We start from the raw sequence: 18,649 nt of genomic DNA on the forward strand, positions 1-18,649 counted from the left end.
TTATATGCTTTGGAATGCTAAATTTGAACTTGAAGACGTTGGTTAAAAGTCCGTTGTTCGCCGGAGACATAGACCGAGACCGGTTCGCTAGACTCGCTTTCGATCAGAAGCTCACCCGAAGAGATCGTGACCAACAAACGATGCCCCTGCCAGTAGAGCGGAAATTGAAGGCGATTCCATGAGACTGGAAGTTGGGGTCTCAGGTGCAATTGCCCATTCAACATGCGTACTCCAGCGAATCCCATAACGATGCACTTCCATATACCTCCCAAGGAAGCCGAATGGATGCCGGCATCCGATGAATGCATATGAGGACCCAAATCGATCTCCGTTGCCCGCAGAAACAATTCGTGCGCCAGCTTGAGGTCGCCGAAATCGCTTGCAAGGATACTATGCGTCGATAAGGATAGCGAGGAATCGTGCAGTGTCTTAGGTTCGTAATAATTGTAATTGGCCCGTTTGACGGCAGGATCGAATTGATCCTCCAGCAGGAAAAACAGCATCATGATATCGGCCTGTTTCGAAATCTGCATGTCCCCCACTTGATCGAGATTAAAGTCGTTGAAAATACTTGCAACTTTCGTTTGGTTTTTGTATGGGGTCAAATCAATGATTTTTTTGTCGAGATACGTATCATCCTGCGGAATGATTCCCTGTTCGTTCGGTTCGGGAAGATACAGCTGATGCAGCTTTTCCCACTGCAGCCTCGCAGTGCCAAGATTCAGCTTTTCCTCCAACCTTTTGAACCATTCGGGACGTTCCTGCTTCAGCTGCTCATAGTATTGGATGGCGAGCTGCATGTTAAAATGGGCCATATAGTTTGTAAAGGCATTATTGTCGATATGTTCCTTGTATTCATCCGGACCGACCACCTGATTGATGTGGTAACGTCCTGCTTCCTCATCCCATTCCAGGCGGCTGGCCCAGAAGGTAGCTGTATCAAAGATCATTTCATAGCCGTAATGTTCCATGAATTCCTGATCGCCGGTGGATTGCACATAGTGCCAAACGGCATATGCAATGTCTGCGGTAATATGCTGCTCAATGAATCCTGACCAGATTTTGGTCTGCTCGCCGGTAACAATATCTACATCCCCCCATACGGGAGTTACCTCGCCATCCTCGATCCAGGCGGCTTCCCACGGAAACATCGCACCCTGGAATCCATTGTCCTTTGCTTTTCTGCGTGCCCCTTCCAAGCCTTTATAACGATATTCAAGCAAAGAGCGGGCAACTTGAGGGTCGTTGTAGATAAAGAACGGGAGTATAAAAATTTCCGTATCCCAGAAGGAATGTCCCTTGTACCCTTCGCCACTGAGACCCTTTGCTCCAATGCCCATCCGATTGTCATGGGCCGGAGTCATGATAACGAGATGATATATGGCAAAGCGGATGGCCAGCTGATCGTAGCTGTTCTCGCTATCGATCTCTATGTTGTACTTTGACCAAACCTTCGCCCATTCGTTAGCGCTTTCATGGAAGAGCTGATCATATCCTTTGCCTGCCTCTTCCTTTAGTTCCGTCAAAGATTGATTACGCAGCCGTTCAAGGGAGTAGCCTTGCGCATCATGGTTTTTGTCTCGACTTGTATGTACGGTCGAGATCTTCTCGATTTCCAGGCATGATCCCTGGGGTACATGCACATTCGCTTCGATGCCAACCTTGCGTCTTCCCATCGTCTGGCGCAATTCCGTCCCCAATGTTTTTCCGTCCAAACTCCAGTTATGCACCGTATTAGTGACGAAATCGATACCAGACTCTGTTGTGGTGGCCGTCATCTGCATATAGGTCTTGTCGAAAATCCGCTTTTCTCCCTCAGAAAAGTGCTGGGCTCCGGAATTCGTGTATTGGCCGTTGATTCCTGATGCGACATGTATAACGGCTTCGCCATTGATCGGCGTAATGCTGACCTTTGTACCAACAAGGTGTAGGTTGTTAAGAGATACAAACCGTCGGAACTGGAGTTTGTACGTACTTCCTTGGGGGCTTTCCCATAGAATGTCTCGCGTAAGTTCCCCTGTTTTTACATTCAGTTCGCGGCCATAAGCGACCGTTTTGCCTTTCTCCAAACTGAAGGTCTCGCCGTTGATCGTGATTTGGATTTCCGTCACGTCGGCTGCATTTGGCAGTTCCGTTACCTCATGTGCATCGAATTTGTTGAAAGTCCCGGAGATAAACCAGTTGCGAACCTGACCGATATAGCTCTCGTCAGTGGCAGAGCGTAATCCCATATAACCATTTCCAAGAGAAAAAACCGCTTCAGCTTTACCCTGATGTGCTGGATTGAAAGAAGTTTCTTTCACGACCCAGTTGTTCCATTCCCCTTGTCCTGCATCGTATTTCAGCAAAATGTATTCCCCCATATTTTATGGATTGCGATGATCCGAAACGTTTTGGATTTCTTGCAAAAATGTACCGAAACGTTTTGGAAAAACAAAACATTTCGGTATAAGTTACTTCATTTCACTTCTTGGAGCCATTGTAGAGGCACGCAAGATCAACTGATTTTCAAGAACATGCGATTTGGGGCTGTCGTCGGATCGGAGCATGCTCATCAGTAAAGTAGCTGCTTCGTACCCGAGTTGATACATATTCTGGCTAATGGTGGTTAACGAAGGTTGAAAATATACGGCTGTCGGAATATCGTCAAATCCAACCACGGACAATTCCTGCGGAACGGATAAACCCAACTGGTTAGCCGCTTTTATTACGCCAAGTGCCATCATGTCGCTGGCAGCAAAAAAAGCAGTGATTTCCGGATTAGCCTTGAGCAATTTTAAAGCTTGATTCATGGCTTCCTCTTCAGTGAATTCCCCATTGGCAACCCATTCGCGGTTCCAGTCAAGCCCGGCCTTATCCATTGCCGCGACAAAGCCCTCCAAGCGTTCTTTCGAGACGTAGGCTTCAGGATAACCGTTAATCATCGCGATGTTGCGATGGCCAAGCTCGATGAGATGGTTTACGGCCGTCTGAGCGCTTTCCTTATGATTCGTCGAAACATAACCGACGTTGTGGCTCTGAATCGGTACGTCGATCAAGACACAAGGAATATCACTGTCAAGTACCTCTTGCAAATAAGGATCGTCCGTCTTTACCCCTTGCAAAATGACACCGTCGACCTTCCGTTCCCGGCATAGCTGGGTATACGTTTTCATTTTCTGCTTGACCGTATTTGTGCTGAAGAGAATCAGGTCATACTCTGACGTGGCGGCACTGTCATTTATACCGCACAATACCTCGAACACGAAATTATTATCAATGTTCTTGTACGTCATGCCAGACACCAGTAGTCCCAGCGTCTTCGTTTCCTTCATGACCAAACCTCTGGCCAAACCATTCGGACTATAGTTTAAAGACTCTGCCGTTTCTTTGATGAGCTTCCGCGTGCTTTCGCTGACGTCTGAATATCCATTCAGCGCTCGCGATACCGTCGTGATCGAAAATCCCGTTAATTGCGAAATATCCTTGATCGTTGCCAATTGTATTGTTCCTCCAAAACGTTTCGGATCATTAACAATGTTAAGTATAAACATAATTTTGAAATAATCAAGCCAAAATTTAGATGTTTGCTAGTTTCCAAGCGAAATGAGCGATTGCATCTTTTTCTCAAGCTCATCGATTGGATCAAAGAGCACCGGTGCTTTTTCTGGAAACAGATACATGAAAGACTCCGAGTAGATCGCTGATCTGCTTCGGCAAGGCCTGCTCAAGGAAGCATCATGATATCCAGAACCGCGAAGTCGCAGCTTTTCAACGAGAGGGAACTGCGCCTAGTCTGGTGTTGCCATTTTTGGTTCTTCGCTATAAGTAATGTTCAGGGGAGTTGAATTATGAGGGCCGGAAACGTACATTCCCCCCCTTTTTACCCTATATAGGTTGAACTAGACATTATACGATAAACGGAGAGGGCAGAAAGAATCTGGAGAAGCGGAGCGTTCGCCTGAAAGCTTTCTGAAGGAAAGCTACGTCGGAAGCATAGGCCTATCACCGGATTTTCCCGTTACATAAGGGAATCAAAAAAATCTGGGGATGACAGCGATCGGAAGATGGTTCTGACCACGTAGTGACTCCGTGTAAAAATCATTGGTTCAGCTTATATATGATAATGGATAAATTTAGACGATATGATAAAATGAGGTGTGTTCCTTGATTTTGCAAAGAGTCGAGTTTAATGGAGGGCATCTTCTTGAAATGGTTATATGTCGTCATGTTCGCATCCCTATGGCTGCTGGGTATCCTGATGCTGTCACAGCATTTTCGCAAAAACTTTTGGATCGGTCTTTCTCTGCTCTGCGGGGGTATGGCAAGCTTTACCTTTTCCATCCATTTAACAATCGTTCCTTATCTATCTAGCAAGGACTTGCTCAATCCGCTCTTAAGCAACCTTCTTTATACGTCCAGCGTTGCGGCCATAACCGTTTATTTTTATTTGTTTGCGTATGTTTTTTGCATAAGCGGGGTATGGTTCGGGGTGATCCGTAAGAGAAAAAACGCTATTCTCATCAGTATTGCTTTATTCATACCCGCAGCTTGTCTACTTGGCAATCATCTGCTGAACGAGCCTCCAAACATCTTTATCATCAACAGCTTTCGCTGGTGGGACGGATTCTACTTCATCTTGGGCTGCTGTCTTTATTTCGCCTCCTATCTATTGGAAAAGGAAGCTGAAGCAAGACGGTCTAAGCGGCGAATAGCTTTCCTATTCTCGGCAGCGATCCTTTGGGCCTTTTCGACGGATTTCCTAGGCTTTAAAACACTTCGTTTGGAAGAATGGCAGTTTCAATTGGAGAGCAACAATGCGTGGAAGAACAACGTGTTCGTTGTTCTTGGCCTAGTCGTGACCATCGTATATTTTACGCTTAAATACGGGTTTCTCGGCATTAAATTGCGGATCGAACGAGAACGTCTGAATTCCTCAATGCGCGCTCTGACACTGGGGGTGTCTATTCTCAATCATTCCATCAAAAACGAAATTCAAAAGATCAGCTACCTGGCTGAAAAAACAGGGGACTACATACACTCCGGCCAGTCTGCTAAATCACAGCAAACGCTTGAGCAGGTACAGACCGTGGCTAATCATTTGCTCAATATGGTTAGCCGCATTAAAGATAAAGCCGATGATATCGCACTTGAAGAGAGGGAATTGGATATTAACGAACTGATCTCTTCCGTTACGTCCCCTTTAAAACCGCAGCTTGAAGGACGCGGTATCGTCCTTCAAGAGCTGATCGAATCGAAAGGTAGATTAAGATGCGATCCCACTCATCTTAAGGAAACGCTGTCAAACCTGCTCCAAAATGCCCTCGACGTAATGCCTGAGCGAAACGGCACGCTAAGCATTCACGTTTATACAGGGAATAAACACTTGTTGATAAACGTTGCCGACAATGGATGCGGTATCCCGAAGGAGCAGCATAGCAAAATTTTTGAGCCCTTTTATACAACAAAGAAAAACACGCTAAGCTTCGGTTTAGGACTCTCCTATTGTGCTTCGGTGATGCAAAAGCATAATGGAAGCATACGTATACTTGAATCCGAGCCTGGCAAAGGCACCGTAATCGGCTTATCCTTTCCGTTGAACCGATTCACCACTGCTTCCAAGGCCAATCGCTACTTTGATTGGAATCCTTTCTCTACAGCCCGCCGAATTAACCGTTTCTAAAAGGGTTGAGCTTGTTTTTTATGCTTTTCAACTGTGATTTGATCGTATTGGTGGATTTGTATAGTTTTTCAGAAATTTGCTGTTTGCTGAGCCCCTGCTTACGTAGCTCGAATACTTCTCGTTCCGTGGGCGTAAGCGGCATTAGCTGAACCTCGTTTCGCATAATACTTGCGGCATCCGCATGAATAGAGGACCGGTTGGCATATGCTTCTCTTACTGCACGAACGATGTCTTTGTAGCTTTGCTTCGTAATGTAATTCATGGCGCCCAGCTGAAACGATTTGATAATAATGTCTTTGTCCGAAAGCGAGGTCAGCATAATAATTTTTACGTTACGATGTGTCAGCAGTGTTGAAATTTCATGGGCGGCCTCCAGGCCGTCCAAATTGTTTTCAGTCAAATTAATATCCATAAGTACGACATCGATCTCTGTTTCAAGTGCAGTTCGAACCGCCTCTTCTCCCGTACCCACTACTGCAACAACATCTATATCCGTTTCCTCCGCCAAATCACTGCTTATATTCTGCTGCCAGAAAGAATCGTCCTCAACGAGCATTACGCGTATACGCTCCATGTAAGCACCCTGCCTTCCGCGGTATTCTTTCTATGGAAACCGGAAGCACTACAGCTTCGAATGTAGTATATCAAAGATGGTTATCGCCTGATAGGATGAAAATTTTTCACCCTTTCAGTATCGCTGCAGGGTGAGAAAAGTTCATCCTCCCCAGCCTATTCTCGAACGCTCTATAATGCGAATTGTGAATGACGGCAACAGCGCCCGAAAGCGCCCATGTCGCAACGATTCCCATTTAAAAAGGAGTAGATTCAGAATGTCCACAAATAAAAAGCAAGACGCCTCCCTTCGCTTAGCCGGAGAAACCAGTGCACCCATCATCAGTTACAACGTACCTGAACCGACATCCTACACCGGTCGTACCTACATTGAACTGACATTTCCCGACGATAGTTTTCTTCCGTCAGCAGCCGGTAATAACTCAATCGTTTCACGAGCAGCATCCGCCAAAAACGAGTCTCCGGTTGAGGCGTTACGTAAAGCGAAGCAATCGGGAGAACGGATGACTGAAAAGCTTAAAAAGCTCACCGAAGAGGAGGTCGAGCAAGCAGCCCTTGAAGGCAAGCAGCTGTCAATTTGCCGGACGATGACTGGTGCATTGGCCCACCGGTTCAAAGGTGATTCTACCGCTTCTATAAATGCGGTGAACGCAGCTTCCCTTCGCCCGCCTCTGCCTACGACCGACGACGGCGGATACCCTCCTTCCGTTCCCACGGATCCGGGCGGCGGTGGTGACGGCAGCTTTCCTGACCCGGTAGATCCGAAAATCAGCGTGTCGATTACTTCGCCGGCCCCAAACACCAGGATTACCGGACCACATACCGGAGCTCCAGTGACCATCACGGGTAAAGCCTTGGTAACCGTAGGCGGAGGCACGATTTCACATGTCAGAGTTAAAATAGGAGATGGAGACTACAATGAAGCCACGCTTTTAACCAATGGTTCCTGGACGTTCAATACAATAATTGCGACAGAAGGAAGCCTGGCCATTAAAGCACAGGCAGAGCACAGTTTCGGTTCGGTTACGAACGTATCGACGGTAACGGTAAACGTAGATCTCGAGGATCCGGACACGGTTCCACCAACCGTAGCAATTACCTCCCCTGTTCCGGGACAGCATTACAGCGCTGCCGGGAGAGACTCCATTTCCGTCATGATCGAGGGTACCGCGTCGGATATGCATGGTGTTTCCAAAGTCGAACTTATTGTCGATGGCGGAGCCTCGGTGTTGGTCGATACGTCTGACCGATACGCAAACTGGAAAAAAGCGCTGACGTTAGGAGCAGGAAACCATTCAATTGTAGCTCGCGCTACAGACAGCTTTGGATTAACTGGAGAAACGAGCCTTACGGTATTGATCGATGCCACTCCACCCACCATTTCTATTACTTCGCCCGCAGCAGACGGAAATGTGGCCGGGACGCATACGAAAGGAGCAATCCTGGAGGTGACGGGAACTGCCCTAGACGATCATGGCATACGAGTCGTAGAGGTGACTGTTGATAATAATCCCGTTTATACACGTGCAGCCGAAGTCGAGCCTAATAATTGGTCAAAGTGGAAAGCCGCCGTTCAAATTGACCAATCTGGCCATCATTTTATAACTGCTAGAGCAACGGATCTTGCAGGCAATACGGTGGAGACAATGATAAAGGTGAATGTCACCATCGTTCCGGAGATTACCTCCCGCACTAACCGCATCATTTTGATTGAGTCCTACCGCCTTTCTTCTTTCTGCGGACAATACGGGATTGGCCGCATGCTGAACACGTTCTCTCTTCTGCCGGGCGAAAAGAGCAAAATAACGATTCGGTCCTATACGCAAAGTGAAGAAAGCTTAAAGGATGCGTCCAGCATTCTTGATTCCGTAACGGACGATATCGCATTGGAATTCGAAAAATCAATCGGGGACGAATCGTCCAATAAAACAGTATATGAGGAAAGCGATGCCTACAAACTTGAAGCAAGCATGGGTATCAGCTGGGGCGGATGCCTGAGCGCATCGGCAAGTGCATCAACTAGTGGCACGACGAATGCCGCGCGCGAGCAACTGACCAAAAACATTGTAAATGCGGCCGAAAAACATGTGTCCAAAGCCTCGGCACGCCGTGACTTGAAAGTGGAAACCACTTACGAAATCAAAACGACCAAATCGGAAGAAAACGTCATTATCCGAGAGATCGAAAATGTGAATATGAGCCGTACTCTTAATTTCGTGTTCCGTCAAATGAATCAGGAATTTATAACGCTGCTACACCTGGTAGACTTGCGGATCGGCTATTTCTGTGCAGATAACGACTACTACAGGGAAGTGACGCTTCCGGAGCTTGATGGCCTTTTGGCTGAGGTGATCGTGGAAGAAAAACGGGCTGAAATCCGAAATGCAATTTTGAATCAAATGACAAACATTTTCGATTACAAGGATCGCCACCATGTCTTCGTTGAGGAAGAACAGTTTACTGATTCTGATGGAAATGTCGTGCCACTCTCCAGTTATTTGAGAGTTAAGAAAGACTACACTACAGAATACTATGACGAAGCCACTGGAACAAAAATTAGTGTCCCCGGCATTATTATGGCAGCCAACCGGCATGTTCTTCGTACTGATGGCATTGCCGTCGAAGCGGTGCTCGGACAGGGCGAAGCGCTGGATGCTTACTCCCGCAATCTGCAGGAACAAGCCGTTCGAGAGAAGGAGCTCCGCAACGATATGCTGGAGGCAGAGATCAAAATGAAACAGCTTGCCCTGTCGATTCTAAAAGAACGCGATGAGGCGGCGGCTCAAATTTACAGTTTGCTGAACCCTGCACCGATTGCAGAGGAAGAATCCACCCCGGCTGCTGCTGTTACTCTTAGATAAGGGGGGGCATACATGGGAACCTCAGGGAACGACAAACATCAAAATCCTGTTCTTCATGAAAGAGCCTTAGAAAAGATCAGCAAATTCATGGTCGACCACGATGTTTTGTTCAAGCTATACAAAAAAGCGGCCGATCAGCTGAAAAAGGCGCTGGAGAAAGGAAAAGCAGGTTATGTACTGGATTTTCATAAAGTCCATATGCAATACCTGATTATGGTCTATACCGCAGTTGTGAAGATCGAGGAAACGGCGGAGGCCGTTTCTCAGTTGGAAAAAAACTTGGATGCTTATGTAGCATCGGCAGAAAAAGAACTGCAATTTTCAGCGACGATCTCACCCGATCCGTTGCAGAGAATGACGACAAACGAGCTGTATTATAACTCTTCGGATCCTATATTTAAACGGCTATACAACGATACCGTTCTAACACAGCGCCAGTTGACCAAGGCTGTTCTGGACTCCCTTGTTGAACACGGTGACCAAGGACGTCTAATCAAGGAGGACACGAAGATAAAACTCGGAGAGCTCAAAGAAAAGCTGGAAGCGATGGTTCCGAAGTCGTCAGCGGAACAATTGATCATTAACCGCAACAAGCAAAACCTTGATATGGTTTCCCTTAAACTGGCGAAGCTGGAGGTCATAATTGGACGTATTGTTCAAGCGATAGCTGAAGCCCAACGAAACGAAGAAACGGCTAATCACTATCCGATGATGTAAATTCCTGCTTTTCTCGCCGCCTTCAACAACCGCGAAGACGTTGCTCCTGCTGAGGGGTTTGACGAGCTTAGCGTTGGAGATAATGAGATATATACATCAAAAGGAGGAATCCAAAGATGAATCCAACCTCCGTCAACCTGGAAGCGGTCGAGAAGGTACAGGAACTGATCAAAGACATCGAGATTGCAATGCTTACAACGATATCCGATAGAGGGCTCGTTTCCCGACCCATGAAGACCCAGGACGTTGAGTTCGACAGCAACCTGTGGTTCTTGACGAAGAAAGATACTAGCAAGTTTCATGAATTGCTTCACAACCAGCAAGTCAACGTGGCATACGTAGGAAAGTCTTTCGTCTCCATCCGCGGTGAAGCCGAACTCGTGGACAGTTCGGAGAAGGTGAAAGATTTCTGGAACCCGGCCTACGAAAAAATACTTGAAACGACGTTTGACGATCCAAACCTCGTTCTCATCAAGATCAAAGCCGAAACTGCAGAGTATTGGGATTCCGGTAACAAGTTCAAGATGGTCCAATTTATGTTCCGTAGGCTGCTGGGTCAAAATACGGAAGGAACCGATATCAATCAGACCGTGGAATTGAATTCGTTTAATGATTGATGAAGAAATGCCCATCATGCTATAGGTGATGGGCATTTGGTTTTTGTACTCTACGTGAAGAGAGCGAACCGAACCCAAATCCTGTTTCAATGAGGTACATCTTCATCAAAAGCAGCTGCACGCTTCCCATTTTGAACCTTGACGCCGCCTGGTTAATAACCCTCTTCTGCCTGGGTCATGCGACGCCTCACGGCTTCTTCCATCGCCCGATTCAGCCACTGCTCTTCTTCGGGCGTAAACGGAGAGCCGCCGACGGTCAGAGGCTCAAGTCCGGCGATGTCAAGCTCTTCCGGATTGCCGATCATGGCAATCGTCTCTTCCCCGACCAGCGCCATCTGGGCCTCCATGTACTGCTCAATGAGGCGCTGAACCTCCGGTGTGTGCACGGGGCCTCCGCTTCTTTGCTTCACTTCCCGGACAAATTCCAGATATAGACGGTCCATGTCCTGCTGCACCTGCCCCATATGGTCAAAAATGGCGGCAGCAGCCTGTTTCCCCCTGGCCTGTTCCAGCCATTCCCGCTGCTCCGGCTCGGTCTGAACCCCGCGAATAATTGCCATCAACGTGCTCATCTGCTCGTGCCCGTTCAGTTCCGATAGAGCGCGAAGCCGTGCAAGTGCTGCTAGAGCGCGTTCAAGCTCCTCTTTCTTTATCCGCATCCCGATCTCCAGCTGACTCAGCATCCCGTCCCATTCTTCCGCAGCCGTATCCGATTCCAAAATGTCCCGGATCTGCTTAAGGGGAAAACCTAAAAATTTCAGTGCCGTGATTTGCTGCAGCCGTTCCATCTGCTCCAGCCCGTATACCCGATGCTCGCCCGTCCCCTGCCGATCAGGGGATAATAGTCCCTGCTCCTCGTAGTAGTGCAGCGTCCGGATCGATACACCCGCCTGCTCCGAAAGCTGTCCCACCGTGAGCCACGTCTGTCCATTCATTTCTGCAAAAAACCTCCTCCATGAACTGTCTTCTCTATGCATGAGATGATTTCATTCTACTCCCTCACGCAGCGTCAGGGGCAAGCAGAAATTAAAATATAGTCGGACTTCCATACTTTATGGTACATGCCTAATCAGTAATCATATAAGTTGTTGTCCTTGGATAGGGTCAAGAACTTGTACTGATATAATAAAAAAGCCGCTATAATAGCGACTTTGAATAGAACAATGTTCTTGTCCTTCAACAACAAGCTTCCCCAGCTGAGCGTTACACGTGGTTCACACTAACACCCCATGCCAGAGCCGGAGCATTCCATTCTAAAAAGTATACCAGCCTTCGCCAATATACACCTCTAACAAGGGGAACACCATACAGCAGCACAAACTCCCCTACTTGCAGATCATCCGGCGATGAAAAATCCGCTTGCAGCCGTCGACAGTCCCCCTGGTCTTCGATGCATGGCAGAGCTAGGGCTCGATTCCCCAGACGAGCTTTCCTTTCCGGTACAGCGTAACTTTGTTCCAGTTGCTGAACGACGTCTTCGTCCCGTCGAACGAGTAGTCGTCCGACGGGTTGAAATCCGACCAATCGCTCTTGGCGATACGCACCTGGATGTCGCCGGATTGGCCGCCTGCCGGAATCGAACCGGCCATCGCCGCGAACCGGATTTCCAGATACCCATCGGTTCCTGTTCGCGCCGGTTCGATCGGTGCAAACGTTCCGCTAACGGTGTCTGTGCCAACCTGGGCCCAATCACACCAGAATTGGAGCTCTTTGCTGCCGTCTTTCGTGAAATAATAACGAATCTTCACTTCACTCAACGGGACGTCTGTCTTACCGTTATTGGTGATGTTAAACGCAGCATGGATCATATTGTCCTCTGCCGCACTGCTGTTGCTCGTTTTGTACTGGACGGCGAGTCCCTCGTCAGCGTTCGTTCCGCCGCTCGCAGGCGCCGTCGCTTCTGCTGCCTTTTTCGATGGCGCCGGGTCTGCTGCCTGTTTCGGAGCGGCTGGCTTGCCGCCGTTCACGGGCTTCATGATCCTGGCAAGCATCTTTTGCTTCGGCTTGTTCCATGTCTGCCAGTCGTCTAACAGCAGCCCGCCGGTATCTCCGCTGTTCGGGTTGAGGCTCCAATATGTCCAATACAGATCATTCCGGCTGATGTAGTCGACAAGCGCGTTTTGCCACTTGCCTTCCTTCGAGGCCCTATCGACGCTGCGTCCGCCGAACTCCCCCAGCAGGATCGGCGCGATTTTTTCCTTATGGATGTAACCCCAGTTCGCATCCCATACACCGGACAGGTTAGCGGGAAATTTCCTGTCAGCAAACCACGGCTGCGACGAAACACCCGGGCCGTAATCGTGCGGCGAATAAACGATCCGGTTTGCCACCTTCAGCCGGACCGGATATTTGCGGACCCCTTTCAGATTGCCGCCCCACCAATAGGAGCCGCTCTGTCCCTTTACTTTCGCGTCCACCCCTTCCACAACGATCAGCCAATCCGGGTTAACGGCGAGAATCGCATTGCCCGCCCGTTCGGCAGCCAACCGCCAGTCGGTGGCCGAATCGCCGCATCCCCAGCAAACGGAACCGTGCGGCTCGTTATGCAAATCGGCGCCGATCACCGTGTCGTTGCCCAGGTAACGCTTTGCAAGCATCTTCCAGTCTTTGATCCATGTCTTTTCCGGAACCGATGGCGTATACCATCGCTCCGTTTGCCCCGAGGCCGTTGGACGGTGACGGTCAAGAATGATTTTCATCCCGCGTTCTCCCGCTTTTTGCACGAGCTTGTCCAGCAGTTGCAGCGGCGTCAGCCCCTTCAGGTCAGGATTTTTCGCATAGTCGATTCCGCTTGGCGTTTTGCCCGGCAACAGCATTTCGTTCGTATATGGAATGCGCAGCAAGTTGTAACCTTCCTTGGCAAGCTGGTCCAGCACGCTGTCCATCGACCGTGTCCACAAGCCATGGGGAGCAAAGTTGTCCGTTTCAAATCCGAACCAGTTCACTCCGTTGAAGTTGGCCGGTTTGCCCTGCGCATCGACGATACGGTTGCCTGACGTGTGGTAGTAGCCCAAAGAAGACAAGGAATTGGCTGATGCTGCAGCCCCGATACCCGAGACGAGCATGGCCACCAGCAGCAAACAGGTTCCTATTTTTTTCATCCGATCCTCCCTTTCTATGATCCAGATTAACCTTAGGAAAGCAGTGTATAACCTCGCAGGTACATCGCACCTGCAATGACATGCTCCTTAGAATATATCGGTTAATCAAGGCAGTTGTTGTAGATATATTTCGCGTGACAGGGAGAATACGAGCTTCGTTTGGGCTTATACCATTCGCTCCGCGAAAAAATATGGACTGATCCCTTTGCAATACCGCAACCGGGGTTTACCTTTGTTTAGCGGTTTGCGGCAGCACCATCAGGCTCAAGTGAGTTTGCCTCGCTTTTCAATGGAGTCCGTTGTTTTCGTTTCTTCTTTCTTGGCTGTCCTCTCCAAGACAGGTACGTCCAGATGCGCAAAACGTATTCGACGGGCCCACTGCTGAACTTCTTCAAGTAAACGGGACTAAGCCACAACTGAATGCAATAAACGGCAAGCGCGATGAGCGCCCCGACGAAAACACCGGCACGGCCAAACAGTCCGAGTCCATATCCGTAGAAAATCGTCGTACAGATTACGCTTTGCATCAGGTAATTCGTAAGCGAGAGACGGCCTACCGCTTCAAATCTTGCCATCAGGGCAGCACGGCCGCTTCCCGTATACAGCAGTGCAAAGGCGTAAATGTAGCCAAGCGCAAGCAGCATACCTCCGAGCGTTGTTCCAATTCCGGTGCCTGGCCAACTTTCCACGCCAAGCTGCGGGGCTAATACGCCGTATGCTTTCAGTAACAGTCCGATCGGAATCAGAAACGCGGCGCGGTGAGAATATGTACGTCTCATGGCTGGCGGATCGTCAAACGTTCCGATTCTCGCGGAACGCATGCCGAGCAGAAACATCGGCAGCGTGATAACCGGGGCCAGCACGAGAGCAAGCAAGATGAAGTTCTTATCCATCTCCCCGAAAGGGTCGGCATTGTTGCGAAAATCCTTGATCTCCGTATAGCTGCCGTTGCCGTATACATCCTGGCTTTGCACAATGTAATTGATCATCTCCTGAGACGGAGCAGCCAGTGGGTCTGACGGATCTGAAGCCGGGAGACCAAGCAGACCCGCACCCGTTAGTAATATTATCGCCCAGATGAATAATGTTTTTGGTTTCCGGTTCAGAAACAGAAGCAGAAGGAAACCGGTGATGCCATAAAACGTCAAGATATCCCCTTCCCACAGAAATATCGAGTGCAACAGCCCGATAATGAATAGAAGCAGAAAACGGCGGGCCAGGTGACACTTCGGTCGTAGTTCCCGTGTTTTCAGGCTTTCCGATAGCTTGATCATTCCAAACCCGAACATAAATGCGAAGATTGGCATGAAGCTGCCCACCACCGTAATCTCCAGGAATGAATGAAAAGCCATGTCCGCCCCCTTAATCCCAAACAGATGCAGTGCGCTTTCGCCGAACAGGCCGTACTGGAAAATCAACATATTGGCCAGCACAATGCCCACCAGGCTGAATCCGCGCAGCCCATCGATTAATTGAACGCGCTTTTTATATGTACTCAGTTCGATCACCTCGGTATTCAGCATAACGTCCCGTCCTAAATGAGCGTTAAAGCCTTCCTTAACATTTCCTTAACGCGGCATTGGAAACAGGCCTCTCCCTTTAAGCAGCGTTAAGGTTTCTCTGGTACAATGACTAATGCAATATGTAGACAAGGAGAGATTTCCCAATGAATTCTGCAAAAATTCTAATTGTGGACGACGAAAAAGCGATCGTGCAAATGCTCGAGTTCGTGCTGCGCAAGGAAGGCTTCGAGCATATCTATACAGCAGACAACGCGGAAGACGGCATGCAGCTTCTGCTCGAATACGGCGCCGATATTATTTTGCTCGACGTCATGCTGCCCGACCGTACGGGCTTTGAGCTCGGACCGCAGATTCGGGCGCAGTCCGACGCCCATCTGATCTATTTGACGGCACGCACGACGGACTTGGATCGACTGACGGGCTTTGCCGTAGGTGGAGACGATTATGTGACCAAGCCGTTCAATCCGCTGGAAATCGCAGCCCGAATTAAAGCGCGTCTAAGGCGAGGAGTAGCCGAAACAGCGGTCCAATCCGCCGTCACGCCTAACGCGGACCCTCGTCAGCGATATGACTTCGGGGGATTTGTCCTTGATGAACGGGCCGGTGAGCTGCTTGTCGGCGGCCGGAACGTGCCCTGCCCTGCCCAAGCCTACCAGCTGCTGCTGTTCCTGTGCCGAAATCCAAACATCGTCTTCTCCAAAGCCCAACTGTACGAATCCGTCTGGGGCTTTGACGGACTCGGCGATGACAATACGGTCATGGTCCATGTCCGCAAAATACGTGAACGCATTGAGTCAGACCCAAGCTCGCCACGTTATCTCCTGACCGTTCGCGGACTCGGGTATAAGCTCGTGAAGGGTGAAAACGTATGAAAAAGCAGGCAAAAATGAAACGGAGCCGTATCGCGAGGCGATTGGGATTCCATTTTACCCTCCAGTTCTTCACCCTTTGGCTGCTGGTGCTGGCCATTGTATTAATTTCATTATTTACAATGATGTATTACATCGGTAACGAACAGTTGAAGACCGACTTACCTTCAGAAGTGCTGGATTCGTTGTCGATGGAGGCGATCATCGAGGGCGACAGCGTAGAGCTCCCTTCTTTCTGGCAGGATCAGCTGGAACAAAAAGGATATTGGCTCCAGATCGTCAACGAAAACGGACGGGAGGTTTATGATCTGAACGTACCTGAAGGCGTGCCGAAGCAATACGCTGCCTCTGATCTGCTGCGAATCAGTGATACGGGAAGGCTGAGCGAATACAATGTCACCACGTTATACGAAGAGATTTTCGGCTCCCGAAATCTTTATCTGCTGGGGCGGAAAGATGCCGACGGATCAAGGCTTGAAGCATGGTACGAGCTGTACTCCGAAAATGGACGGGTACCAGACTCCGCCGCTGCAACATTAGACGATAAAGTGAAATCGATCGGAGCTTCGCTTGTAATACTGGACGAAGCCGGCCGCGTCGCACAGAACTTTGGGCTTCCGTCAAACTATGCGACGTACGGGGCGCTGGCCCTGATTGAGATGCGTCAGCAACCGGCCAAATCGAAGATGGAAGTCTCCTATCATTACGATCCTGCTTCCGAATATACATGGCTGATTGAACGGCCGCGAGCGAGTGAACAACCAACGAACCAGCCGATATTGCGTACGCTGCTGATCATTCTGGTTATCGTCGGCATAGCAATTTTACTGCTTTCCCTTGCTCTCGCAGTGTGGCACGGCTACCGATACGGCGGTCCCCTGCTGCTGTTCATGAGAGGCTTCGAACGAATGGGCAGAGGCGAATATGAACAGGTCTTTACCGAGAAGGAACGCCGGAAGATTTTTGGCAAAAACGGCCGCTTCCGCGCCCGGTATAAGCTGTACCACGAGGTCATCGCAGGCTTCTCCGAAATGGCAGATAAACTAGCTCGTGCGCGTAATGAACGCCTCCGTTTGGAGCAATCCCGGGAAGAATGGATGACTGGCATCTCGCACGATCTGCGTACACCGCTCACAACCGTCCAAGGTTACGGCCATCTGCTGGAAAGTGGGCAGTTCAGCTGGAGCGAGAAGGAGCTGAGAGAGGTTGGAGGCACAATCCGCGAAAAAAGTACATATATGTTAGAACTGTTGCAGGACTTTTCGCTGACGTTCGAACTGAAAAATCATACGCCAGGTGAAAAGCTGGAACCGCTGGAACTCAATGAATTCGTTCGCCGTGCCGTTCTTCGTTATGTTAACGACGTAACGTTGCAAAACGTCGTTTTCGATTTCGAAGAAAGTCCGGCTTCCCTACGTATTCTAGCCAATCCAAAGTGGTTCCAACGTTTGCTCGACAATTTAATTTCCAACGCTGTCAAGCATAACCCGCCTGGGACGGAAATCGTACTGAGCGTTATGCATGAAGGAGAGTTTGCCTTCATCACCGTCCGTGATAACGGTGTAGGCATGGACGCGGAGACACAATCCCGCCTCTTTGACCGTTATTACCGAGGGACGAACACGGACGAGGGGATGGATGGAGCGGGACTCGGTATGAGTATCGCTTACGCTGTCGTGGCCGCGCATAAAGGCACGATTACGGTGGAGTCCGGCGTTGGCGAAGGCACAATGATCAAACTGACGTTCCCCGCGCTGCCATCTCCGGCTTCCGAACGAGAAACAGGAAGTCACCTGTAGTCGTGGATTAGACGTACTTCAAAAAATGAGCAGCCTGTTTACCCTACAGGCTGCTCATTTCTCATTAAACCAACGTTTCCTTTCCAACTCTCCCTCCTTCTCTACCCTTTTGACTTATTTTCGGGCTTTGCATAGTTAAACTCGTGGAACATATAGCCGCATCCCCATAATGTCTGAATGCATTCGTTTCCTTCCGGATAATTGGAGAACAGCTTTACACGCAGACGTTTAATATGGGTATCTACTGTACGTTGATCATAAATCTTCCGGTGCGAAGATTTCCAAACTTCCGTAAGTAATGCCTCACGAGAATATACCTTTTCTTGATGTGTGACTAGGAAATAGAGCAGATCATATTCTTTCGGAGTCAGATGGACCTCATGTTGCTTTACCATCACACGGCGTGCTGAAGGGTAAAGAACGATTTCACCGATGATGATGGCGTTGTTATTCGAGTCATCGGCTTCGGGAACATAGGGGTTGGGAGCATGTACACGAGTTATCATGTTTTGGATGCGCAGCACAATTTCTCTTGGACTAAACGGCTTGACGACGTAATCGTCTGCACCGGCTCTAAAACCTTCCATACGGTCCCTTTCTTCCGATCGCCCGGATAACATCAGTATCGGCACATCGGGTTGTGCCTGTTTCAACCACTTGCAAACATCAATCCCATTCATGTCAGGCAGTAACCAATCCAACACGATCAAATCATAATTGACATGCTTCACGCAATAATTTTGGATGGCTTGTGTGCCGCTCTGCGCTTCTTCGACTGTGAATCCCTCTTTCTCCAAATACATCCGCAGCATACTGCGAATGCGCATTTCGTCATCAACCAATAATACTTTTCTATCGTTTTTCATCATTTCTGCCGCCCTCCAACTGCATGAACAACGTGAACCCACCGATTCACTTGCATCACTT

13 protein-coding genes are annotated in these 18,649 nt (G+C 49.1%); 6 read left to right on the top strand and 7 right to left on the bottom strand.

Translation table 11 applies throughout. The features are described 5' to 3' along the window. Positions 1-17: 17 nt before the first annotated feature. Both SNR34_RS17375 and SNR34_RS17380 read right to left on the bottom strand, forming a co-directional pair. Positions 18-2,363, bottom strand: a complete 2,346-nt coding sequence (locus SNR34_RS17375) for a glycoside hydrolase family 65 protein (protein ID WP_486179750.1) — start codon at positions 2,361-2,363, stop codon at positions 18-20. 90 nt (positions 2,364-2,453) lie between these two features. Then, the gene (locus SNR34_RS17380) at positions 2,454-3,479 is read right to left on the bottom strand and encodes a LacI family DNA-binding transcriptional regulator (protein WP_486179751.1); all 1,026 of its coding nucleotides are present in this window, start codon (positions 3,477-3,479) and stop codon (positions 2,454-2,456) included. A 707-nt stretch (positions 3,480-4,186) separates the two neighbouring features. Between SNR34_RS17380 and SNR34_RS17385 the strand changes: the two genes are divergently transcribed. Beyond that, complete coding sequence (locus SNR34_RS17385) at positions 4,187-5,662, top strand: sensor histidine kinase (RefSeq protein ID WP_486179752.1); 1,476 nt, start codon at positions 4,187-4,189, stop codon at positions 5,660-5,662. Here SNR34_RS17385 and SNR34_RS17390 read toward each other — a convergent pair. After that, positions 5,649-6,218, bottom strand: coding sequence for a response regulator transcription factor (locus SNR34_RS17390; protein WP_486179753.1), 570 nt, complete (start codon positions 6,216-6,218; stop codon positions 5,649-5,651). The two genes, SNR34_RS17385 and SNR34_RS17390, sit on opposite strands and share 14 nt — an antisense overlap. Before the next feature lie 274 nt (positions 6,219-6,492). Between SNR34_RS17390 and SNR34_RS17395 the strand changes: the two genes are divergently transcribed. The 3 genes from SNR34_RS17395 (at position 6,493) to SNR34_RS17405 (ending at position 10,430) form a co-directional block, all read left to right on the top strand. Continuing rightward, positions 6,493-9,096, top strand: coding sequence for an Ig-like domain-containing protein (locus SNR34_RS17395; protein ID WP_486179754.1), 2,604 nt, complete (start codon positions 6,493-6,495; stop codon positions 9,094-9,096). Positions 9,097-9,108: 12 nt separating this feature from the next. Beyond that, the gene (locus tag SNR34_RS17400) at positions 9,109-9,813 is read left to right on the top strand and encodes a hypothetical protein (protein ID WP_343260336.1); all 705 of its coding nucleotides are present in this window, start codon (positions 9,109-9,111) and stop codon (positions 9,811-9,813) included. A gap of 116 nt (positions 9,814-9,929) precedes the next feature. After that, entirely contained in the window at positions 9,930-10,430 is a 501-nt protein-coding gene (locus tag SNR34_RS17405) for a pyridoxamine 5'-phosphate oxidase family protein (RefSeq protein WP_236412611.1), read from the top strand. Between the two features lie 152 nt (positions 10,431-10,582). Here the strand turns inward: SNR34_RS17405 and SNR34_RS17410 are convergent, their stop codons facing one another. From SNR34_RS17410 to SNR34_RS17420, 3 genes are all read right to left on the bottom strand, one after another. Continuing rightward, complete coding sequence (locus SNR34_RS17410) at positions 10,583-11,365, bottom strand: MerR family transcriptional regulator (protein WP_486179755.1); 783 nt, start codon at positions 11,363-11,365, stop codon at positions 10,583-10,585. Positions 11,366-11,833: 468 nt separating this feature from the next. Beyond that, positions 11,834-13,531 carry a cellulase family glycosylhydrolase gene (locus SNR34_RS17415; RefSeq protein ID WP_486179756.1) on the bottom strand — a complete coding sequence of 566 codons (1,698 nt, stop codon included), beginning with the start codon at positions 13,529-13,531 and terminating at the stop codon, positions 11,834-11,836. Between the two features lie 236 nt (positions 13,532-13,767). Further along, a complete protein-coding gene (locus SNR34_RS17420) occupies positions 13,768-15,054 on the bottom strand; it encodes a DUF418 domain-containing protein (RefSeq protein WP_486179757.1) in 1,287 nt (428 codons plus the stop codon). A 143-nt stretch (positions 15,055-15,197) separates the two neighbouring features. On the opposite strand from SNR34_RS17420, the gene SNR34_RS17425 reads away from it, so the two are divergent. After that, the gene (locus SNR34_RS17425; protein WP_486179758.1) at positions 15,198-15,926 is read left to right on the top strand and encodes a response regulator transcription factor; all 729 of its coding nucleotides are present in this window, start codon (positions 15,198-15,200) and stop codon (positions 15,924-15,926) included. Then, the gene (locus tag SNR34_RS17430) at positions 15,923-17,722 is read left to right on the top strand and encodes a sensor histidine kinase (RefSeq protein WP_486179759.1); all 1,800 of its coding nucleotides are present in this window, start codon (positions 15,923-15,925) and stop codon (positions 17,720-17,722) included. The genes SNR34_RS17425 and SNR34_RS17430 overlap by 4 nt, the downstream gene beginning before the upstream one ends. A 101-nt stretch (positions 17,723-17,823) precedes the next feature. Here SNR34_RS17430 and SNR34_RS17435 read toward each other — a convergent pair whose 3' ends face one another. Continuing rightward, complete coding sequence (locus SNR34_RS17435) at positions 17,824-18,591, bottom strand: response regulator transcription factor (RefSeq protein ID WP_486179760.1); 768 nt, start codon at positions 18,589-18,591, stop codon at positions 17,824-17,826. Between the last annotated feature and the right edge of the window lie 58 nt (positions 18,592-18,649).

Source organism: Paenibacillus sp. XP01 (assembly GCF_057364885.1).